Genomic DNA, 20,923 nt, shown 5'->3' with positions numbered 1-20,923 from the left:
TGCCGTGGACTTGGCCGACGCATATCAACTCGCCTGGATGGAGCGGGAAACCTCCGGCGAACAAGCCCTGTGGGACGCCACCGCCGCTGACGGTACAGCCTGACCGAAAGCCGCTGCGCTCAAACGAGATCCACCCGAACCCCCGCCTCGCGGATGGCGTTGAGGGCGTCCGGGGCGGCGGCGGTGTCCATGACGAGGATGTCCACATCTTCGATGGAGCAGATTCGGGCGAGGGCGGTTTTTTCGAGTTTGTCGGCGGTGGCCACGGCGATGACTCGTTCGGCGCGGCGAACCATTTCAGCGTTGATACCGGATTCGTCGAGGTGGCGGCCCTGGGCGCCGCCTTCGGCGGTGATGGCGTTGACGCCGAGAATCAAAGTGTCCAGACGTAATTCGGCCATGGCGCGTTCGGCCAGGGGGCCGTGCAGTTCATAGGACTCGCGGCGGGCCTGGCCCCCGATGCAGATGGTACGCAGATGCGGGCGCAGGACCATTTCACCGGCGATATTGAGGGCGTTGGTGACTATGGTCAGCTCGGCGGTGGCCAGATCGGGACGGCCGGCCAGCGCGCGGGCCACGGCCGTGGTGGTGGTGCCGCCGTTGAGGCCCACCACCTCGGTCGGAAGTACCAGGCTCGCAGCGTGTTCGGCGACCCGCTGCTTGGCGGCATCGCCACCGCGATAGCGGGCGGGCAGTTCGTAGGCGACCGAGGTCGCCACGATGCCGCCGTGCGTGCGGGTCGCCAACTGCTGATCGGCGAGGGCGGTGAAGTCGCGGCGGATGGTCGCGGGGGAGACGCCCAATTGCTCGGCCGCCTCCTCCACCGACAACCGGCCGGTGTCGGCCAGCAATTCCAGCAGCCGGTTCCAGCGCTGGGATCTATCCGTCGCAGCGGTCATTTCACGCTTCCGGCGGTGAGACCTGCGACCAGGCGCTTCTCGATGAGCGCGAACAAGATGACGACGGGCACGATGCCGACGGTAGAGATAGCGAACACATATTGCCAAGCCGTGTCGTACTGCCCGATGAACTTCGTCAAGGCCACCGACAGCGGCTGATTCTCCGGCGTGGTCAGGATCACGAGGCTCGCGGCGAATTCGTTCCAGCACGAGACGAAGGCGAAGATCGTCGCCGTCACGATGCCCGGCCACACCAGCGGCAGGCTCACGCGCGTCAGGATCTGAATCCGGTTCAGCCCGTCCAGCTGTGCCGCCTCCTCGATCTCCACCGGCACCGAGGCGAAGAAGCTGTGCAGAATCCACACCGCGAACGACAGGTTGAACGCCGCGTTCACCAGAATCATGGCCAGCCAGGTGTCGTTGATGCCCAGGGTGAAGAATTCCCGTAACAGACCCGTCACCAGCACAACCGGCTGCAACATCTGCGTGACCAGTACCAGCCCCAGAAACGCGACCTTGCCCGGAAACTTCCGTCGCGCCGAGTAATACGCCGCCGGAATCGCCACCAGCAGCACGATCACCGTCGCGAACACCGAGATCACGATCGTGCTCACGAGATTGAACGGCAGGGGCGTCTCGGGCGTGTCCCACATGGTGGCGTAGTTGTCCGGCCGCCACTGTTCGGGAATGTAGGTCGGCGGAATCCGCAGGATCTCCGAACGCGGCTTGAGCGAGCCGAGCACCATCACCAGATACGGAATCAGGAATATCGCCGCGATCACGACGCCGACCGCGGTCAGATCCCACCGTCGCCGCACCTTGCGAGGGGTGAGGTTCGAATCACCCTGCGGCACAATCGCTTCGGCGGTCGCGGCCGCGGCGGCCCGATCGACGGTGACCGGATTGGATGCTGTCATCACGCCTCCTCGCGCGCCGATCGGGTGAGCCGCACATACACCGCGATGATCACGATGATCAGCACGAAGTTCAGCACGCTCATGGCCGCGGCCGTGCCGACCTGCTGATTCTGCCGAATCAGCTTGAAGGTCAACGTGGTTGTCGTATCGGCGTCGAAACCCGCGATACTGCCGGTCAACACCTGCAGAATGGGCAGCGAGTTGAAGACGTTGATGATGTTGATGATCGTCGCCACCGCGATCGCCGGGCGCAGCTGCGGCAGCGTCAGATGCCGGTAGCGCTGCCAGGCGCCCGCGCCGTCGACCCGGCCCGCCTCCTCGATCTCGGCCGGAATCGCCTGCAGCCCGGCCAGGATCGTATAGGTGGTGAACGGCACCGAGACGAACACCGCGACGCCGATCGCCACCAGGAATGCCGGACCCGCCTGCTTGGTGAAGCCGAAACCCCGGTCCAGCACGCCGATATCGACGAGGAACCGGTTGGCGATGCCGATATCCGGATTGAGCATGTACTCGAAGATCGTCGTCGTCATCACCACCGACGCCGCCCATGGCACCAGAATCGCCAGCCGCACCGCGGTGCGGCCCGGGAACTGCTTGTTCAGGAACTGCGCCAGCGCCGTGGACAGCACCAGCGTGATGACCACGACCGCGATCACCCAGACCACGGTGTGCAGCAGAATGCTGCCCAATTCCTCGATGGCGAACAGCTTTCGGAAGTTCGCCAGGCCGGCCGGGCCGCGATCCTGCCCGTAGGGGCTCAGATCGCGGGTGCTGGTCCACACCATGTACCCGGCCGGGAACGCGACCACCCCGGCGATCAGTACCAGCACCGGGCCGATCCACGGCAACGCGCGCAGCGTTGCCGTGGATCGGATCAGGGCGCCCCTCAACTCGCCGCCTGCTGAATCTTGCCCAGCACCGACGCCGGATCGGCGCCCTGCGCGATGGTGCCCATCTGCTGGCGGATCGCGCCCTGGGCCGCACCCCACTTCGGGTTGTTGCTGGGGTAGAACTTGGCCACCGGCAGGGTGGCCGCGAAGGCCTTGGTGACCGGGTCATCGGCCATGGCCTGGGTGCCGCTGTTGGTGATCGGGATGAAGTGCTCGGACTTCACGAAGCCCGCGTAGGTCTGCGCGGAGTAGAAGAAGGTCAGGAACTTCTTGATCGCGGCCTGCTTCTTGCCGTCCTTCTTGAACGCCATCAGATGATCGGCGACACCCAGGGTGACCGGGTCACCGGACTTGGTGGGCGAGGGCGCGGTCGCGTACTTCAGGCCCGGGTTCTTCTGCGCGATCTGGCCGATGGTGGGCGGCAGACCCTCGATCATGCCGATCTTGCCCTGGTAGAAGGCGTTCAGCGCGTCCAGGCGGTTGGTCGCGCCCGGATTCGGCTGGGTCCCACCGGATTCCGCCATCGCCTTCATGGCGGCGACGCCCTCTCGGTTCTGCGGGGTGTCGACGGTGATCTTGTTACCGTCGGACCAGTTGCCACCCGCGCCGAAGGTCCAGATGGAGGTCTCGCCCTGGGCCTCCTCGCTGCCCAGCGGCAGACCGTAGCCGGATACGCCGCCGCCGAGCGCCTGGATCTTCTTGGCGTCCTCGGTCAGCTCGGCCCAGGTCTTGGGCGGCGCGGCGATACCGGCCTTGCTGAACAGGTCGGTGTTGTAGAACAGCGTGCGCGTGGAGGCGAACAGCGGTAGCGCCCACTGGGTTCCGTCGATCGAGGCATTCTTGGCGAAACCGGGCTGGATATCGCTGATCACCGACGGTTCGACGATATCGGTGGCCGGGTACAGCTTGCCGTCGGTGGCGAAGCTCGAGTACGCGTCGATGTTCAGGATGTCCGGGGTGGTGGAGTCGCTCTGCAGCTTCGTGCGCACGACATCGTTGATCGAATCCCAGGACTCCATCTGCAGCGTGACCTTGACGTCGGGGTTCTGCTTCTGGAAATCGGAGATGATCTTGTCCCACTCCGACTTGGTGCCGTCGCTGTAGATCGGTGCCAGGAAGGACAGGGAGTTCGGATCCGACGCATCGGACTTGTTGCCGCCGAACCCACAGGACGACACCGCCAACACCAGGCCGGTGAACAGCGCGAACGACGAAACTGCGCCGCGGAGTGGACGTTTCACGAGCTAGACCTTTCAATGAACAATCCGTTTGGTCAGAATCTAGCCCCTATGTTGATCGTTTGTGACCGTTTTCGTTGTTAAGTTGACATGAACGATCAATCGGGTTGATCCTGAGTTCGTGCCGACCTCTGCCGAGCGAATCCCCGAAACTCATCTGGCCGCCGAGGTGGCCACGCAGCCCGACGACTGGACGCGCGCCGCGTCGATCGCCACCGACAACGCCGCCCTGCTGCCGCAGCCGGGCGAGCGCGTGGCCGTCATCGGTTGTGGCACCTCGCTTTTCATGTCCCGCGCCATCGCCGCGCTGCGTGAGTCAGCCGGTCAGGGCCTGACCGACGCCTGGCCCGCGAGCGATGTGCGCACCAGCCGCGACTACGACCGATATCTGGTGATCTGCCGCTCCGGCACCACCACCGAGGTCGTCGAGGCCATGCGCAATATCCCGACCGGGGTGCCGCGCACGGTGATCTGTTCCAGTCCGGGCACCCCGGTGCTGGAGTTGGGCGATCCGATCCTCATCGACGAGGTCGACGAGGAGTCGGTCGTGCAGACCCGCTTCGCGACCACCACGCTGGCGATCCTGCGCTGGCATCTGGGCGAGGATCTGAGCCCGGTCATCGCCCAGGCCCGCTCGGTTCTTGCCGAGGACCTCGAAACCTCCGTCGCCGCAGTGCGTTTCGCCGAGCAGATCAGCTTCGTGGGCCTGGGCTTCGCGGCCGCGCTGGCCGAGGAGGCGGGGTTGAAGCTGCGCGAATCCTGCCAGTCCTGGGCCGAGAGCTATCTGGCGACCGAATACCGACACGGCCCGATCAGCATCGCCGCACCCGACCGCGCGGTATGGGCGTTCGGCCAGGTGGATCCCAGCCTGGCCGACGACGTCAAGGCCACCGGCGCGCATTTCGAACAGCGCGATATCGACCCGATGGCCGATCTGGTGCGCCTGCACCGGTTGTGTGTGCTGCGCTCGGCGGATCTGGGCCTGGACCCGGACCACCCGCGCAGCCTGAACCGGTCGGTGATCCTCGGGTAGGGGCGCGTCGTGACCGCCGTGGCCCCCGATGACCTGGTGCTCGCCGTCGATGTCGGCGGCACCACGATCAAGGCCGAGATCACCGATGTCGCCGGAACCGTTCTGACGACGGGCACGGTCGCCACCCCACGCGGGGAGGCGGCCTTCGACGCCATGGGCGATATCGGCGCGAAACTGCTTGCCGAACTTCCACAGCATCTGCGCGACCGAGTGACCCGGGCGGCCGTGGTCGTACCCGGAATCGTGGATCCGGATCAGGGACTCGCGGTCTTCAGCAGCAATATCGGCTGGCGGGATGTGAAGGTGGGCAACCGCTTTCCCGACCGCTGGGGCTTTCCGGTGCTGTTCGAACACGACGTCGCGGTCGCGGGCTGGGCCGAATGGCGATATGGCGCAGGCCGCGGCCACGACGACGTGTGCGTGGTCATCCTCGGCACCGGGATCAGCGGAACGCTGTCGGTGGACGGCCGTCTGGTCCGCGGCGCGGCCGGGCAGGCGGGCGAATACGGGCACATCCCGGTGCGGCATCGCGACGGATTGCCCTGTCCCTGCGGCAGTATCGGCTGCGTGGAGACCGTCGCCTCCGGCGCGGCCATCGCCCGCGCGTACACCGCCCGCACCGGCCGCGAAATCTCCGGCGCGGAAGAGGTTTTCGCGGACCTGGACACCGACCCCGACGCCCGCCACGTGGTGGACGACGCCGTCGACGCCCTGGCCGAGGGACTGTTCGGCGCGATCCACGCCACCTGCCCCGATCTGATCGTCCTCGGCGGCGGTCTGGCGGGCGCGGGCGCGGCGCTCACCGGAGCCCTACAGGGCCGTTTCGACAAACTGCTCAAGGTGGCCACACCGCCGCGAGTCGTATTGGGGGAGTTCGGCGCTCGCGCGGGTCTGGTCGGCGCGGCGTACTACGCGCGAGTGGGTGCCCTCCAGTGAATACCCCGAATCCACCCGCGGTCGAGCCCGATCTGCACACCCTGCTGCGCAAATCCGGATCCTCCGCCTTCCTCGGTCACTGCGGCTCCTCCTCGTTCCTGGGCCGCTGCGGCTCGCCCGCATTCCTCGGCACGGCGAACAAGGCCGAGGAGGTGACGGGTCGTGAGTGACCTCCGGTTGCGCGGTCGGATCCTGACCGGCGTCGAACTGATCGAGGACGGCGTGCTCACCGTGCGCGGTGATCGGGTGATCGCCGTCGAGTCGTTGACGGATTGGATTGCCGGACACCCTGATTCGGAGCTCCCCGCCCATCTCGGGCCGATCCTGCCCGGACTGGTGGACATCCACAACCACGGCGGCTTCGGGCACCGGTTCGACACCACCGATCCGGACGAGGCTCGGGCCGCGGCCGCCTTCCACCACGCCCAGGGCTCGACCAGCGTGATCGCGAGCATCGTGACCGCCGCGCCAGCCGATATGGTCGCGCAGGCCCGCGCGCTACAGGTGGTCGCGGATGAGGGCATGCTCGCCGGGATCCACGCCGAGGGACCGTTCCTGTCGGCGAATCGCTGTGGCGCGCAGGATCCGCGCTATCTGATCGACCCCGATCTCGGACTCGTCGAGCGGCTGCTGGCCGTAAGCGGTTCGCTGCGCATGATGACTCTCGCCCCGGAGCGGCCGGGCTTCGAGGCGGCGGCGAAGTTGCTCGCCGAGCACGGGATCGTGGTCGCGCTCGGCCACAGCGACGCGCCCTATGCCGAATTCCGCGCGGCTTTGGCTCCGGCCGGATTCGCCACCGTGGTCACCCATCTCGCCAACGGCATGCCCCCGCTGCATCACCGCGGCCCGGGGCCGGTGGCGGCCGGATTGGTGGCCGCGGCCGAGGAACGGGCATATGTGGAACTCATCGGGGACGGTGTGCACGTCGAACCCGGTTTCGGCGCACTGGTTTTCGCGACCGCACGCCATCGCGTCGCGCTCGTCACCGACGCGATGCAGGCGGCCGGGCTCCCCGACGGCGAATATCGACTCGGCCCGCAGCGAGTACGAGTCGTCGACGGGGTGGCCCGGGTCGCGAGCGGCTCGATCGCGGGCGGCACCGCCACCCTGCTGCGCTGTGTGCGCTGGATGGTGCGTGAATGTGGCGTCCCGCTGATCGATGCCGTCCGGGCCGCGACGGTCACCCCCGCCGCGGCCCTCGGACTCACCGATGTCGGTGAACTGCGCCCCGGCGCGTTCGCCGACGTGGTAGTGGTCGATCCCGAGTTGGGGTTGCGTCGTGTGCTACGTCAGGGACAGTGGTTGACGTGATCCTCACCGTGACGATGAACCCGGCCTACGACATGACCTATCGCGTCGAACAGTTCGAACGCGGTCGGGTGCATCGGGTGCTCTCGGTAGAACAGCGCATCGGCGGCAAGGGCATCAATGTCGCGCGCGTGCTCAATCAACTCGGCCGCTATTGCCGCGCGACGGGATTCGCCGACTACGCCTTCGCCGCGGCCGCCGAACTGGAACTGCCGGTCGACTTCGTGCACGCCCTGCCCTGGGTGCGTCGCACGCTGGTGATCAGCGAATCCGACGACGGCACCGCCACCTCGCTGTGGGAACCCGGCGCCCGCGTGAGCGATCCGTACGCCGTCGATCAGCTCATGGTCCGAGTGACCGGACTGCTGCCGGAGACCGGCGGCATGGTCGTATCCGGATCGCTGCCCGGTGGGGTGGGTCCGCAGGTGCCCGCCAAATTGGCCGCCGCCGCACTCGCCGCGGGCGTCCCGACCATCTGCGATGTGGACGGCCGGGCCCTCGAACTCGCTGCTCAGGTGCCCGGGGTGGTGCTCATGCCCAATGGTGAGGAACTGCACCGCCTGACCGGCGTGACCACCGAAACCCCCGAACAGATCGTCGCCGCGGTGCGGCCGCTGCTCGATGTCGGTGTGCGCGCGGTGATCGCCACTCGCGGCGGCGACGGCATGATCGCGATCACCACCGACGGCGCCTGGTCCGCCGCGCTGCCCGAGTCGATGGCCGGAAATCCCACCGGCGCGGGCGATGCCGCGGCCGCGGCCGTGATCGCGGGTCTGGCCGCCGACCCGAAACCCGATTGGCCGCAACTACTCGTCGACGCCGTCGCCACCTCCGCTGCCGCCGTGGTCATCCCCGTCGCGGGCGAAATCGATCGCGTCCTGCGCACGCGCCTGACCCCCGACGTCGTCGTCACCGAGCTGAACACCTAGGAGAACCCCCGCTCATGCCCCTGGTCCCCGTCCCCGACCTGATCGCCGCGGCCCGCCCCGGCGGCCTGGCCGCGTTCAACGTGATCGCCCTCGAACACGCCGAGGCCATCGCGGCGGCGGCCGAGGCGGCGAAACGTCCGGCGATCCTGCAGATTTCGCAGAATACGGTCCGATACCACGGCGGCCTGAAACCGCTGGCCCGGGCCTGCCTGGCGATCGCCGAGGACAGTTCTGCGGCGCTGGCGGTCCACCTCGACCACGCCACCGAACGCACCCTGATCACCGCGGCGGTCCAGCTGGGCATCACCTCGGTCATGTACGACGGCTCCACCCTCGCCTACGCCGAAAACCTGGACAGCACAGCCGATATCGCACGCTGGTGCCATGAACGCGACGTCTTCGTCGAGGCCGAACTCGGCGAGGTCGGCGGCAAGGACGGCGCCCACGCGCCCGGCGTGCGCACCGATCCCGACGAGGCCGTGGCCTTCGTCGCCGCGACCGGTGTGGACGCGCTGGCCGTGGCGGTCGGCTCCTCGCACGCCATGCACACCCGCGACGCCCGCCTCGACGACGAACTGATCGCCCGCCTCGCCGCGAAGGTGCCGGTGCCGCTGGTCCTGCACGGCTCCTCGGGCGTTCCCGACGCGGGCCTGCGCTCGGCGGTCGAACACGGCATGACGAAGATCAATATCGCGACTCGGCTGAATGTCGTTCTGGGCGAGGCGATCCGCGAGGTCCTGGCCGCCGACGACCGCCTGTCGGATCCTCGCAGGTACCTCGGCCCCGGCCGCGCCGCGGTGCAGGCGGAGCTCGAACGCTTCCTGCGCCTGCTCGCCTAGGAGAAGACCACGCTGGCCACGAATTCACCCGGCTGCACCCGATCGCCCGGCGCGAGCGGATGGCAGCACCCGTCGCCGTCCTCCTGTTCGTGCAGCCAGGCGGTGGTGTCGGTGTCGTTGACCACCTCGGCGTCGATCCACATCTGCACGTTGTAGGCGATCGTGTCGACGGGATCGGTGAGTGTGCGCCGGTGGCCGTCGGAGTCGATGTAGATGAAAACGCCGATTGCCATGCTGTCTCCCTTCGACCGGAATTATTCCATGTCAGAAGGTCTTTTCCAGATCTGCCGCGAGCCGGTGGCCAACTGTGACAGCGCGTTGCCACGGTTGTTATTCGACCGCACGGTACAGTCCGCGAATGGGACATATGCCCCGCCCGGTTCGCGCGGCGCAGCTGATGGCCCTGGGCATGGCGATGCTGGGCATCGTCTGCACGGCCTCGGCCGGTTGGCTGCTGGGCGCTCATCTGGCACTCGTCATCGCGATCGCCTTCGTTCCGAGTTGGCTGCTGGGCCTGCTGGCATTGGCATTCGGCGCGGTGGGCAACACCATTCGCATCGCGGCGATCCTGCTGGCGGGTCTGAACATGCTGTGGACCGTGCCCGCGATCACCGCGGGCCATCCACCGGGCTGGCTGGGCCCGATCGTCTCGGTGATCCTCATCGTGCTGCTGTTTCGCCGCTCGGCCCGGCAGTGGTTCGAGCCCGGCTGGTAACGCACCCGAAATCTGGTGTGCCGATTCGCAATATCGGCGCAACCGGTTGCTCCTAGGGTGACGGTTTATGAGCAGTACGGAGACCGCGGGCACGGGTATTCATCTCAGCGGTCTGAGCAAGACATTCCGGGTCGGGCGGCGCGCGGTGCAGGCGCTGGATTCGGTCGAACTCCACACCGAACAGGGCACATTCCTGTCCCTGCTGGGACCGTCGGGCTGCGGAAAGTCCACGGTATTGCGCATTCTGGCCGGACTAGAGACACCGACGGCGGGCGCCGCCAAGATCAATGGGGCTACCCCCGCCGAACTGCGTCGCCGCCACGAATTCGGCATCGCCTTCCAGGATTCGGCGCTGCTGCCCTGGCGCAGTGTGGAATCCAATATCAAACTCCCCCTGCAGGTCGCCGGATTGCCGGTCGAGCCGCGGCTGATCGCGGATCTGATCGCCCTGGTCGGCCTCGAGGGTTTCGAGAAGGCCAAGCCCGCGCAGTTGAGCGGCGGTATGCGCCAACGGGTTTCGATCGCGCGGGCCCTGGTGGTCAAGCCGAAGATCCTGCTGCTGGACGAGCCGTTCGGCGCGCTCGACGACATGACCCGCCAGCGGCTGAACCTCGAACTGCTGCGCATCTGGACCGAAAAGCCGGCCACCACGCTGATGGTCACGCACGGTATCGGCGAGGCGGTATTCCTTTCCGATGTGGTCGCGGTGATGAGTCCACGCCCGGGCCGGGTGGTGGAGGTGGTGCCGATCGATCTGCCCCGCCCGCGCACACCGGAGATGATGCGCTCACCGCAGTTCCACCGGCTGCACGACTATCTGTCGGAACTGCTGTTCGGCCGCAGCGGCCGCGGCGGGATCGAGGCGGAAGCCGAGTCGGCCCTGGGTGTTTCGGAGGCGGTCGAATGAAACGACTGGGCGGCGCGCTCGGTATCGGCGCGCTGATTCTGCTGTGGTGGATCCTGGCCGAGCTGCGGGTGGCGGGCGGGACGATTCCGGGCCCGTGGACGGTGCTGCACACCATGTACACCGACGGTTGGGCGCTCTACGGTCCCAACTTCCGGATCACCGCCCTGGGCGCGCTGAAGGGATTCGCCTGGGGCAACGGCCTGGCCGTGGCGCTCGCGGTGCTGGTGATGCTGGTCCCGCCGATCGAATCGCTGGCCACCCAGCTGGCGATCCTCAGCTACTGCACCCCGCTGCTGGCACTGGGCCCGATCATCCTGGTGGTGTTCGGCGGGCGCACCCCGACGGTATTCCTGGCGGCGATGTACTGCTTCTTCACCACCATGGTCGGTACGGTTTCCGGTCTGCGCTCGGCCGATCGCACCAGCCTGGATCTGGTCCGAGCCTATGGCGGCGGGCGCTGGCAGCAGCTGTGGCGGGTGCAGCTGTTCGCGGCGCTGCCGAATACTCTGGCGGCGTTGAAGATCGCCGCGCCCTCCGCGGTGCTCGGTGCGATCATCGGCGAATATCTCGGCGGCGTCGACAGCGGCATCGGGGTCGCGCTGACCGCGGCGCAGACCTCCTACAACGTGCCGCGCACCTGGGGGATGGCCCTGGCCGCGGCCGCACTGGCCGGACTCGGCTATGTCGTGGTGGCGCTGGTTGCGCGGGCGCTCGCGCCCTGGACCGGACGGGAGTCGCGGGCATGAAGGCTGTTCGGCGGATCGCGAGATTCCTTTTCCCACTGATCATCTCGCTGATCCTGATGTTGCTCATCTGGTACGCGTTCTTGAAGTCGTTCCCGCAGGTGGGCCCGCGGGTGGGTAAGACGCCCGGCGATGTGTGGACCTATCTGACCACCAGTGACAGTGCGCGCCAGGCGATTCTGTCGGATCTGCGTATCACGCTGCAGGACGCGGCGATCGGTTTCGGCGTGGGTATGGCGGCCGCGATGATCGTCGCCGCGCTGTTCGTGACCCTGCCCGCTGTCGAGCAGTCGTTCATGCCGGTGGCCATGCTGCTGCGCTCGGTTCCGCTGGTGGCGCTGAGCCCGATCATCGTGCTGGTATTCGGGCGCGGGCTGACCGGCGTGACCGTACTGGCCGCGATCGTGGTGTTCTTCCCGGCGCTGGTGATGATCATGACCGGACTGCGCTCGGCCTCGGCGCAGGCGATGGAACTGGTTGCGGCATACGGCGGTTCGCGCTGGACGCGATTGCGGATGGTGGGAGTTCCGGCCGCGCTGCCCGCGGTGTTCGCCGCGGCGCGGATCTCGGTGCCCGGGGCCCTCATCGGCGCGCTGCTGGGGGAGTGGCTGGGCAGCGGAACGGGGTTGGGCTCCAGCCTGGTTCGCGCCATACCGACCTTCCAATACAACCGGCTGTGGGCCTCGATCGTGCTGGTCACCCTGGTGTCGGTGCTGCTATACGCCATCGTGGGCGTGATCGAGAACCTCGTCTTGGCAAGATTCGGCTCCGAGGCCGGGAACAATTGACGCGAAAGCAAAGTGAACGCAATCGAAACACCCTAGATTTCCGACATGACTCGCGTTACAGACCGTCGTTCCTTCCTGCGCTATTCGGCGCTGTCCGGGCTCGCGCTCGGCGGCGCGGGATTGCTCGCGGCCTGCGGTAAGGACTCCTCGTCGGGCAATGCCAACGGCTCCGCCGCGGACGGTTCCAAATACGGGACGGTCGCCATCCAGCTGTCGTGGCTGAAGAACATCGAATTCGCCGGTGAGTACTTCGCCGACAGTAAGGGGTACTACCGGGACGCGGGCTTCGGCCACGTCAATTTGATCGCGGGCGGCGCGGCCAGCACCTCGGTCGAGGCCGGACTCGACACCGGCAAGATCTGGCTGGGCATGTCCGCACCGCAGACCACCGCGCCCGCGGTACTGGACGGTCTGCCTGCCAAAATCATCGGCACGACCTATCAGCGCAATCCGTTCTGCATCGTCAGCTCCGCGGCCAAACCGATGATGTCGCCGCTCGAGATGAAGGGCCGCAAGATCGGCGTGCAGGACACCAATCAGCTGATCTTCAATGCCCTGCTGGCCGCGAACGGCATGAGCGATAAGGACGTTCAGGTGGTTCCCGCCCAGTTCGATCCGACACCGCTGGCCAACGGCGAGGTCGACGGCTGGGTGAGCTATGTGACCAATGAGCCGATCACGTTGGCGGCCAAGGGGTTCCAGACCGCGCATTTCCTGTTCGCCGACTTCGGCCTGCCGCTCACGGCCGAAACCCTGACCGTGCGCCAGCAGACCATCGATAACGAGCGCGACAAGCTCAAGGCGTTCCTGGCCGCGGAGATCAAGGGCTGGAAGGATGTCGTGGCCAACCCGGCCGAGGGCGCGCGCCTGGCCGTGGAGGTCTACGGCAAGGATCAGCGGCTGGATCTGGGCGAGCAGACGCAGGAGGCCAAGGCCCAGAACGATCTGGTCGTCTCCGAGGACACCAAGGCCAACGGCCTGTTCACCATGACAGACAAACTCGTCGCCGCGAATATCGAGGCGCTGAGCAAAGCCAAGATCAATATCAAGGCCGATCAGCTGTTCGACATGTCCGTCCTGCGCGAACTGTTCGCCGAGCGGCCGGATCTGAAGTAACTCAGGACACCGCCAGCGTCGTGCGGGCGCTCGCCCGCACGGCCAGCAGTTCCGCGGCGATCGCCACGGCCGTCTCCATCGGCGTGCGCGCCCCGATATCCAATCCGGCCGGGGCGTGCAACCGGGCCAGGGTGGCCTCGCCGAATCCGCCGGCCCGCAGGGCCTCGAGCCGATTGGCATGCGCGCCACGGGAACCCAGCGCGCCCAGGTAGCCGAATTCCGGCAGTCGCAGTGCGACCGTGAGCAGCGGGATCTCGAATTTCGGATCCTGGGACACGGCGATCAGTGCGGTATCGGCGGTGATCGCGCCCGCGGCGGCCTGCGCGTTGAGGTAGCGGTGCGGCCAGTCCACCACCACCTCCGCGCCCGGGAAGGACGCGGTGGAGGCGAAGGTTTCGCGGGCATCGCAGATCGTGACGCGGTAGCCGAGCAGGCGGCCCTGTGTCGCGAGCGCGGCCGCGAAGGGATTGGCGCCGAAGATGATCAGTCGCGGCGGCGAGGTGAAGGAGGAGACGAACACATCCGATTCCGGCAGCGACACCATCTCGGTGTTGTGGCGGCGATCGGTCACCAGATGCTGGCCGATGACTTCCGGATCGGAATGCCACACCACGGTGAATACGGTGACCGGCTTGTAGATCGCCATATCCGCGGCGACATCGGGGAATTCGGGGAAATGCACGCGGGAGAACGGTTCCACGAACACATCGATCGTGCCGCAGTCGGATCCCACATCCAGTCCGGATTTGGCATCGAAGCGGCGTAATTCGCGCCTGCCGGTACGCGCGGCCTCTACCGCGCCCTCGTATACCGCCGCCTCGTAACAGCCGTCGGAGACCGATCCGAAGACGCCGCCGTCCGGATCGACCAGCATTCGCGCGCCGACCGGCAATGGGCTGGGACCGAAGGTCCGTACCAGGGTGGCCAGACCACCCGTTCGGCCGCTGTGCCATACCCGCAATAGGTCATCGACGATGTCGCGCATCACACACTGCTCCCGGTCAGCGTGCGCGATTGGGCGGGTAGTCGTGGTCGCGACCCGTTGCCAAATCGTCGCACGTGACGGCCACGATATCGGTTCTCCCGTCCAGAAAGGTACGGGCTCCGGAATTTCCTTGCGCGGATTTGATCACCGCCGCCCAGTGGTCGTGAAATAGCACAACCGGATGACCGGGGCGGCCATCGAATGTCGCGCGCGCCAGCCCGCTCGGCGCCGCCCGCGCGGCCGCTATCACCCGCGCGACGACATCTGCTCCCACATCCGGCGTATCGACCGGCATGATCGCCACATACCGCGGTGCCCCGGCTTCGGTCGGTTGTTCGTCGTGTCGCGCGATCGCGCCGAGGCCCGTGCGCAGCGACGCGGCCAGGCCCACCGCCCAATCCGCGGCCCAGACCGGTTGCACGCCTTCGGGAATCGCGAGGGTTTCGCAGATCAGCCACCGCCCGTCCGGCCCGCGCCGCGCCGGGCCGGTCGCGCCCAGGACGACGTACAGCGGATCGCAGCCGCCCGCCCGCAGCGCCGCGACGGCCGTGCGCAACCAGGCCCCGTCCTCGGCCAGCACCTTCGGGCGGCCGTAGCGGGTGCCCGCGCCCGCGGCCAGCAGTACCCCCGCGCAGCGTCCGTCGCTCATGGCCGCGAGGGTAGCCGCGTGCGGTGATCTTCGCCGTCCGAGTGGCATCCGTCCTGGCGGTCGCCGATGCTGGGAGGCGATGACGAATGAGGAGATCGACCTGCGCGCCCTGGCCGCGCTGCCCGAGGATCAGGCCGTCGAACTGCTGCTTACCTGCTGTTCCTCACCCGCCTGGGCGCGGGCCGTGGCCGCCCGGCGACCCTTCGCCACTCTTCCCGAGCTGTTGGCGACGGCCGATCGCGCGCTGGCGGAGATCTCGGAGGAGGAGTTGGATCGCGCCCTGTCCGGCCATCCCCGGATCGGCGCGACGCCCGACAATCCCTCCTCGGCCCGCGAACAGGCCGGAGTGGCCGACGCCACCGACGACATCCGCGCCGCGCTGGCCGCCTGGAACCGCGCGTACGAGGCCGAATTCGGCCATGTCTATCTGGTCTGCGCGACCGGCCGCACGGCCTCGGAACTGCTCGACATCCTGATGTCGCGACTGCACAACGACTACCGCACCGAGCGCGGTATCGTGCGCGAGGAACTGACCAAGATCAATCGGATCAGACTGCGCCGATTGATCCGCGATCCGGCGGAGGCGCGATGAGCACCCTCAGCACCCATATTCTCGACGCGGTTCGCGGCGCGCCCGCTGCGGGCGTCGCGGTGACGCTTCTCGCCGCGGATGACACCGCATCGGCCACGGCGGTCACCGATGCCGACGGGCGGATCGCTCGGTTGGGGGAGAGCCTCGGGCCGGGGGTCCACCGCGTGCGATTCGCCACTGCCGAGTACTTCGCCGCGCAGGGCGTCGAGACCTTCTATCCCGAGGTCACCATCGCCTTCACCGTGGCCGAGGAGCGGCACTATCACGTGCCGCTGCTGCTGTCGCCGTTCGCCTATTCGACCTATCGGGGCAGCTGACCTCGCCACGCAACATCCTCGCAATCCAAAGCCTTTAGTCTGGGTAACAGATCGGCCCCGGGCCGCGGCAGTATGGTGAGGATTGGGGTGGTCGACGTGGATTTGGATACGGTGCGCGAGTTGGTGGTGGCCCGGGAACGGGCCGATCTCGCGGCGCTGACCGGATCCGCGGCGGTGCTCGCGGGCGGCACCTGGCTGCTGTCGGAACCGCAGGATCACATCGAACGCCTCGTCGATATCACCGCACTCGGCTGGCCCACGCTCACCGTCACCGACGCGGGCCTGGAAATCGCCGCGACCTGCACCCTCGCCGAATTCGACACTGCCGCGACGCCCGCGGAATGGCCTGCGGCGGAATTGTTCCCGCTCGCCTGCCGGGCGCTGCTGGCCTCGCACAAGATCCGCCGGACCGCGACCGTCGGCGGCAATATCTGCCTGGCGCTGCCCGCCGGTGCGGTGCTCGCCGTGCTGACCGCCCTCGACGCCGAGGCCCTCCTCTGGCACGGCGACACCGAACGCCGAATCCCGCTGTCCCGGTTCGTCCTCGGTCCGGGTCGCATCGATCTGCGCCCGGGCGAGGTGTTGCGCTCGGTGCACATCGAGGCCGCGAAGATGCGCTCGCGCACCGCCTTTCGCAAGATCGCCCTCGCCCCGCAGGGCCGCTCCGGTGCGGTCGTCATGGGTCGCGCCGATGTCGACGGCCACTGCGCGATCACATTGAGCGCCGCGACCACCCGCCCGATCGGCCTCGAATTCGCCCGCGTGCCCACAGATGGCGAACTCAGGGCAACCATTCTGGACCTGCCGCGTGAGCTCTGGTTCGACGATCCACACGGCACACCCGCCTGGCGACGCCACGTCTGCACCGTGCTCGCCGCGGATGTGCTGGCCGAACTACGGGAGGCGCGGCCGTGAAATTCGAACTCGACGGCAGATCCATCGAGGCCAACCCCCGCCCCGGACAGTGCCTGCGCACCCTGCTGCGCGAACAGGGCGAAACGGCCGTGAAGAAGGGCTGCGACGCGGGCGACTGCGGCGCGTGCGCGGTCCTCATCGACGGGGAGGCCGTCCATTCCTGTGTCTTCCCGGCACACCGCGTGGCCGACCGATCGGTGACCACCGCGGCCGGACTCGGCACCCCCGCCGACCCGCACCCGATCCAACAGCGCCTCGCCGAGCGGGGCGGATTCCAGTGCGGCTTCTGCACCGCCGGAATGGTGGTCAGCGCATGCGATCTGGAACGGATGTGCGCCGGTTCGCCGCGCCCCGAACAGCTTCCGGACCTGCTGAAGGGAAATCTGTGCCGCTGCACCGGCTATCGGGCCATCGGCGAGGCGATCTGCGACGCCGACGCCGCGGCCGATCCGGGCATCGCGCCACCGGCCGCCCTGCGGGTGGTTTCCGGGACCGAACCGTTCACCATGGATATCGCGACCGACCCCGCGGACGGTCCGCCCACACCGCCGCTGCACCTGGCCGTGCTGCCCAGCCCGCATCCGCACGCGCGCATCGTCTCGATCGATACCTCGGCGGCCGAGGCGATCGCGGGCGTGCGCGCGGTGCTGACCCACGCCGACAGTCCCGCGACCGCGTATTCCTCGGCCCGCCACGAGATCCGCGAGGACGATCCGGACGACACCCGCGTCCTCGACGACGTGGTGCGCTTCGCGGGCCAGCGCGTGGCCGCGGTGGTCGCCGACACCCTCGATATCGCCCGGGCCGGATGCCGCGCGCTGCGCGTGGTCTACGAGCCGCTGCCCGCCGTCTTCGACCCGGAGGCCGCCCTGTCGCCGCGTGCGCCGAAACTGCATGCCGACAAACCGGATTCGGCCCGGATCGCCGATCGCGAACGCAATATCGTGGCCGAGGTGCACGGTCGCGCGGGCGATGTGACGGCCGGACTCGCGGCGGCCGCCGAGGTGGTGCGCGGCGTCTGGTTCACCCCGCGCGCCCAGCACGTCCACCTCGAAACCCACGGCAGCATCGGCTGGCTCGACGACACCGGCCGCCTGGTCATCCGCACCAGCACCCAGGTGCCGTATCTCGTGCGCGATGAGCTGTGTCATCTGTTCGAACTGCCGCGCGAGCGGGTGCGCGTCTTCGCCAAACGCGTCGGCGGCGGTTTCGGCGCGAAGCAGGAGATGCTGTCGGAAGACCTTGTGGCCCTTGCCGTCCTGCGCACCGGCCGCCCCGTGCAGTACGAATTCACCCGCACCGACGAATTCACCGCGGCCACCTGCCGCCACCCGATGCGCATCGAGGTGACCGCGGCCGCCGACGCCGACGGCCGCCTGACCGCCCTGGCCATCGACGTCCTCGCAGACGCCGGAGCCTACGGAAACCACAGCGTCGGAGTGCTTTTCCACGGCGTGAACGAATCGGTCGCGCTGTACCGCTGCGCGAACAAGCGCGTCGACGGCCGCGCGGTCTACACCAACAACATCCCCTCCGGCGCGTTCCGCGGCTACGGCCTGGGCCAGATCGGCTTCGGCATCGAATGCGCCCTCGACGAACTCGCCCACCGACTCGGCCTGGACCCCTTCGAATTCCGCCGCCGCAATGTCATCGTGCCGGGCGACGCGCTGATCGGCGGCCCGTGCGTGGACGACGACGATCTGACCGTAGCCAGCTACGGCCTGGACCAGTGCCTCGATCTCGCCGAGCGAGCACTCGAGCGCGGCCGCGCCGACGCACGGGTCGAGCCGGGCTGGCGGATCGGCGAGGGTATGGCCGCCGCCATGATCGCCACCATCCCGCCCCGCGGCCACCACAGCGTCGCCGAGGCCGAACTCCTGGCCGACGGAACCTATGAAATCCGCGTGGGCACAGCGGAATTCGGCAACGGCACCACCACCGTGCATGCCCAGCTCGCGGCGGACGCCCTGGGGACCGACGTGTCGCGCATCCGAATCCGCCACGCCGACACCGATCTCACCGATCACGACACCGGGGCCTTCGGCTCCACCGGAATCGTGGTCGCGGGCAAGGCCGTTCATGCCGCCTGCGTCGAATTGCGGAAACTGATGATCGCCCGCGCCAGGGGAAATCGCCAACTCACCGCCCGAGAACTGTTGTCGTCCGGGCGATTGCACGCCCGCGCCGACTACGACGGCAGTCAGCGCTCGGTCGCCTTCAACGTCCAGGCCTTCCGCATCGCGATCAACCCCGACACCGGTCAGCTGCGCATCCTGCGGTCGGTGCACGCCGCCGACGCCGGTGTCGTACTCAACGAACGCCAGTGTCGCGGTCAGGTGGAGGGCGGCGTTGCCCAGGCCATCGGCGGCGCGCTGTATGAGGACATGCGTGTGGACGAGGGCATCGTCACCACGAAAACCCTTCGCCACTACCACATTCCGCAGTACGCCGACCTACCCCGCACCGAGGTGTACTTCGCCGCGACCGCCGACGAATTCGGCCCGCTGGGTGCCAAGTCGATGAGCGAATCGCCCTACAACCCGGTCGCCCCGGCCCTGGCCAATGCCGTTCGCGCCGCCCTGGGCGTGCGGCCGCACGCGCTGCCGCTCACGGCCGACCGCCTCTGGGAGCTCTACGCGAACAGATTCCGCACGAACGGCACCGAATCGACGAGCGAGGCGTTCACCGTCCCGCTGTGATCGGTCGGATAGGTCTTGAACGTGACCGGCTGCCCATTGGCCTGCAGCACCGCGGCGAAGCGCAGCGTCTCCGGGGTGATCACATCGGTGTCGCGCAGGCCCTGACCCATGAACAGCGGCTTGTCGTAACCCGTTTCGGGCAGTCCGAGGTAGTTGTACAGCAGGCCGTGCAGATCCGGGATCTGCGACAGCGGCCGGGCGAACAGATCGCCGACCACCACATTGTGCTCAGACGCGTCCTCGGCCAGCGCGCCCACGCATTCGCGCTGTCCGCGCGCGACCCATTCACGGCCCGCGTCGGTCAGGAACGAGTCGATATTCAGCTCCGGATGCGCGGTGCGCAGGCCGTTGAGAATGAACAGCACATAGGCGGTGGTGTCCTTGCTCAACTTCACCGGCGGCACACCGGGTCCCAGCGGCTGCAGAATGTCCTCGATATAAGCGGGCGTACCGGTGGCCACCGCACCGCGGTAATCCAATTCGGGTCCGCCGAATTCGGTGGCGTGCCGCGCGGTGGCCACCGCCGCCCCGCCGCCCTGGGACTGACCGACCACCACCCATTTCTTCGCCAACGAGCCGTAGTGATCACTCGCGGCCCGCACCGCGTCGACGACATTGTGCGCCTCGACCACACCGTCCAGATACGGATGCTCACCCGGCGTGCCCAGGCCCGCGTAATCCGCGGCCACGATCGCATAGCCCTGCTTCAACCACGTCCCCAGATAGGCCCAGTCGCGCGCGACCTCCGCGGGCCCGCCCACGCTGTAGGCGCAGTCGTCACCGAGCCCGACCGTCCCGTGCGCCCACGCGATGATCGGCCATCCGCCCGCGGGCGCCTCGCCGGGCGGGAAATACACCGCGGCGCTCGCGACGGTCGGCTGATCGCCCACGGTCGTGGTCGAGTAGAGCAATCGCTCCGAATTCACCGATCCCGGCAGGGTCGCGGCGGCCGACAGCGGTTCCACCGACCGCACCACGCCCGTGGCGGGCGCGGCCTGGGCGATCGGTAGGCCGAGTAGGCCGGTCGCCGAGGCGACGGTCAGCACGGCCGTGGTCAAGAGCTTCCGCATACGTGAGTCCTCTTCTCTTTCCCCAGAACACAAGTCTCGCAGTAGGGCGCATGTCCATCTCGTCGCCGGGTATCTCGTCTACCCGATAAGTGATCCAGACCACACAGGAGGCGCCCGCCCGAGCTTGTGAACGTCATCACAAGCGGGAATCTGCACCGCCGAAGCAACCAAGTGGTAACGATCACCCAAACAGTACGCGCGTTACGCTAAACTGCAGGTCAGACCTACTCGCGAGTAGATGTCGGCCGTGCAATTAACTCGCAAATTTCACAGGATTAGCAAAGTGACCGACAAAGCTAGCCGAGATTCGCATTAGCAACAGGTAGACGGCACTTTTGGTCTGTGCAATCGTGTGGAAGTACACCCCGAGGCCCTAGCAAGCCTGCAAATTGCCGCTCCAGCAGAGTTCGGACATTCCCCCGAGTGCCCCGGACT

Annotated in this window: 23 protein-coding genes; 15 read left to right on the top strand and 8 right to left on the bottom strand. The window is 67.7% G+C overall.

Annotated elements, in window-relative coordinates:
* Positions 1–119 precede the first annotated feature (119 nt).
* From NP4_RS19730 to NP4_RS19715, 4 genes are read right to left on the bottom strand one after another with little or no spacing between them, the layout of a single operon-like run.
* Positions 120–899, bottom strand: a complete 780-nt coding sequence (locus NP4_RS19730) for a DeoR/GlpR family DNA-binding transcription regulator (RefSeq protein ID WP_067999760.1) — start codon at positions 897–899, stop codon at positions 120–122.
* Entirely contained in the window at positions 896–1,816 is a 921-nt protein-coding gene (locus tag NP4_RS19725; RefSeq protein ID WP_082876018.1) for a carbohydrate ABC transporter permease, read from the bottom strand. Before NP4_RS19725 ends, NP4_RS19730 begins: the two co-directional genes overlap by 4 nt.
* Positions 1,816–2,709, bottom strand: a complete 894-nt coding sequence (locus NP4_RS19720; RefSeq protein WP_067999758.1) for a carbohydrate ABC transporter permease — start codon at positions 2,707–2,709, stop codon at positions 1,816–1,818. Before NP4_RS19720 ends, NP4_RS19725 begins: the two co-directional genes overlap by 1 nt.
* The gene (locus NP4_RS19715; protein WP_067999756.1) at positions 2,706–3,950 is read right to left on the bottom strand and encodes an extracellular solute-binding protein; all 1,245 of its coding nucleotides are present in this window, start codon (positions 3,948–3,950) and stop codon (positions 2,706–2,708) included. The genes NP4_RS19720 and NP4_RS19715 overlap by 4 nt, the downstream gene beginning before the upstream one ends.
* Before the next feature lie 118 nt (positions 3,951–4,068).
* Between NP4_RS19715 and NP4_RS19710 the strand changes: the two genes are divergently transcribed.
* From NP4_RS19710 to NP4_RS19690, 6 genes are read left to right on the top strand one after another with little or no spacing between them, the layout of a single operon-like run.
* Positions 4,069–4,980, top strand: a complete 912-nt coding sequence (locus NP4_RS19710; protein WP_114755595.1) for an SIS domain-containing protein — start codon at positions 4,069–4,071, stop codon at positions 4,978–4,980.
* 9 nt (positions 4,981–4,989) lie between these two features.
* Positions 4,990–5,916 (top strand): ROK family protein, encoded by a 927-nt coding sequence (locus NP4_RS19705; RefSeq protein WP_082876017.1) that lies wholly within the window; start codon positions 4,990–4,992, stop codon positions 5,914–5,916.
* Positions 5,913–6,086 (top strand): hypothetical protein, encoded by a 174-nt coding sequence (locus NP4_RS41005; RefSeq protein ID WP_156524924.1) that lies wholly within the window; start codon positions 5,913–5,915, stop codon positions 6,084–6,086. The genes NP4_RS19705 and NP4_RS41005 overlap by 4 nt, the downstream gene beginning before the upstream one ends.
* Entirely contained in the window at positions 6,079–7,227 is a 1,149-nt protein-coding gene (locus NP4_RS19700; protein WP_067999751.1) for an N-acetylglucosamine-6-phosphate deacetylase, read from the top strand. The genes NP4_RS41005 and NP4_RS19700 overlap by 8 nt, the downstream gene beginning before the upstream one ends.
* Positions 7,224–8,153 carry a hexose kinase gene (locus tag NP4_RS19695; protein ID WP_245997705.1) on the top strand — a complete coding sequence of 310 codons (930 nt, stop codon included), beginning with the start codon at positions 7,224–7,226 and terminating at the stop codon, positions 8,151–8,153. The genes NP4_RS19700 and NP4_RS19695 overlap by 4 nt, the downstream gene beginning before the upstream one ends.
* Before the next feature lie 14 nt (positions 8,154–8,167).
* The gene (locus tag NP4_RS19690) at positions 8,168–8,992 is read left to right on the top strand and encodes a class II fructose-bisphosphate aldolase (protein WP_067999749.1); all 825 of its coding nucleotides are present in this window, start codon (positions 8,168–8,170) and stop codon (positions 8,990–8,992) included.
* On the opposite strand, the gene NP4_RS19685 is transcribed toward NP4_RS19690, so the two are convergent.
* Positions 8,989–9,225, bottom strand: a complete 237-nt coding sequence (locus NP4_RS19685) for a hypothetical protein (RefSeq protein ID WP_067999747.1) — start codon at positions 9,223–9,225, stop codon at positions 8,989–8,991. The two genes, NP4_RS19690 and NP4_RS19685, sit on opposite strands and share 4 nt — an antisense overlap.
* Positions 9,226–9,350: 125 nt before the next feature.
* On the opposite strand from NP4_RS19685, the gene NP4_RS19680 reads away from it, so the two are divergent.
* The 5 genes from NP4_RS19680 to NP4_RS19660 all read left to right on the top strand — a co-directional run bounded on the left by NP4_RS19680 (position 9,351) and on the right by NP4_RS19660 (position 13,261).
* A complete protein-coding gene (locus tag NP4_RS19680) occupies positions 9,351–9,707 on the top strand; it encodes a hypothetical protein (RefSeq protein WP_067999745.1) in 357 nt (118 codons plus the stop codon).
* Between the two features lie 67 nt (positions 9,708–9,774).
* Positions 9,775–10,614 (top strand): ABC transporter ATP-binding protein, encoded by an 840-nt coding sequence (locus NP4_RS19675; protein WP_067999743.1) that lies wholly within the window; start codon positions 9,775–9,777, stop codon positions 10,612–10,614.
* Positions 10,611–11,360, top strand: coding sequence for an ABC transporter permease (locus NP4_RS19670; RefSeq protein ID WP_067999741.1), 750 nt, complete (start codon positions 10,611–10,613; stop codon positions 11,358–11,360). Before NP4_RS19675 ends, NP4_RS19670 begins: the two co-directional genes overlap by 4 nt.
* A complete protein-coding gene (locus NP4_RS19665) occupies positions 11,357–12,145 on the top strand; it encodes an ABC transporter permease (protein WP_067999739.1) in 789 nt (262 codons plus the stop codon). Before NP4_RS19670 ends, NP4_RS19665 begins: the two co-directional genes overlap by 4 nt.
* Before the next feature lie 45 nt (positions 12,146–12,190).
* Complete coding sequence (locus NP4_RS19660) at positions 12,191–13,261, top strand: ABC transporter substrate-binding protein (protein WP_067999737.1); 1,071 nt, start codon at positions 12,191–12,193, stop codon at positions 13,259–13,261.
* A gap of 1 nt (position 13,262) precedes the next feature.
* Here NP4_RS19660 and NP4_RS19655 read toward each other — a convergent pair whose 3' ends face one another.
* Together NP4_RS19655 and NP4_RS19650 are read right to left on the bottom strand one after the other, a co-directional pair.
* Complete coding sequence (locus NP4_RS19655; RefSeq protein WP_067999736.1) at positions 13,263–14,246, bottom strand: XdhC family protein; 984 nt, start codon at positions 14,244–14,246, stop codon at positions 13,263–13,265.
* A 16-nt stretch (positions 14,247–14,262) separates the two neighbouring features.
* Entirely contained in the window at positions 14,263–14,895 is a 633-nt protein-coding gene (locus tag NP4_RS19650) for a nucleotidyltransferase family protein (protein WP_067999734.1), read from the bottom strand.
* A gap of 79 nt (positions 14,896–14,974) precedes the next feature.
* On the opposite strand from NP4_RS19650, the gene uraD reads away from it, so the two are divergent.
* The 4 genes from uraD (at position 14,975) to NP4_RS19630 (ending at position 19,418) form a co-directional block, all read left to right on the top strand.
* Positions 14,975–15,487, top strand: a complete 513-nt coding sequence (uraD, locus tag NP4_RS19645) for a 2-oxo-4-hydroxy-4-carboxy-5-ureidoimidazoline decarboxylase (RefSeq protein ID WP_067999731.1) — start codon at positions 14,975–14,977, stop codon at positions 15,485–15,487.
* Complete coding sequence (gene uraH / locus NP4_RS19640) at positions 15,484–15,804, top strand: hydroxyisourate hydrolase (RefSeq protein WP_067999729.1); 321 nt, start codon at positions 15,484–15,486, stop codon at positions 15,802–15,804. Before uraD ends, uraH begins: the two co-directional genes overlap by 4 nt.
* A gap of 96 nt (positions 15,805–15,900) precedes the next feature.
* Positions 15,901–16,719 (top strand): FAD binding domain-containing protein, encoded by an 819-nt coding sequence (locus NP4_RS19635; protein ID WP_067999860.1) that lies wholly within the window; start codon positions 15,901–15,903, stop codon positions 16,717–16,719.
* The gene (locus NP4_RS19630; RefSeq protein ID WP_082876015.1) at positions 16,716–19,418 is read left to right on the top strand and encodes a molybdopterin-dependent oxidoreductase; all 2,703 of its coding nucleotides are present in this window, start codon (positions 16,716–16,718) and stop codon (positions 19,416–19,418) included. Before NP4_RS19635 ends, NP4_RS19630 begins: the two co-directional genes overlap by 4 nt.
* Here the strand turns inward: NP4_RS19630 and NP4_RS19625 are convergent.
* Positions 19,352–20,488, bottom strand: a complete 1,137-nt coding sequence (locus NP4_RS19625; protein WP_067999728.1) for a lipase family protein — start codon at positions 20,486–20,488, stop codon at positions 19,352–19,354. The genes NP4_RS19630 and NP4_RS19625 overlap by 67 nt on opposite strands.
* Between the last annotated feature and the right edge of the window lie 435 nt (positions 20,489–20,923).

The organism is Nocardia pseudobrasiliensis NBRC 108224 (assembly GCF_001613105.1).
Taxonomy (GTDB): domain Bacteria; phylum Actinomycetota; class Actinomycetes; order Mycobacteriales; family Mycobacteriaceae; genus Nocardia; species Nocardia pseudobrasiliensis.
Note: the sequence above shows the minus strand (reverse complement) of the source record. Positions and strands in the feature narration are given on the sequence as shown.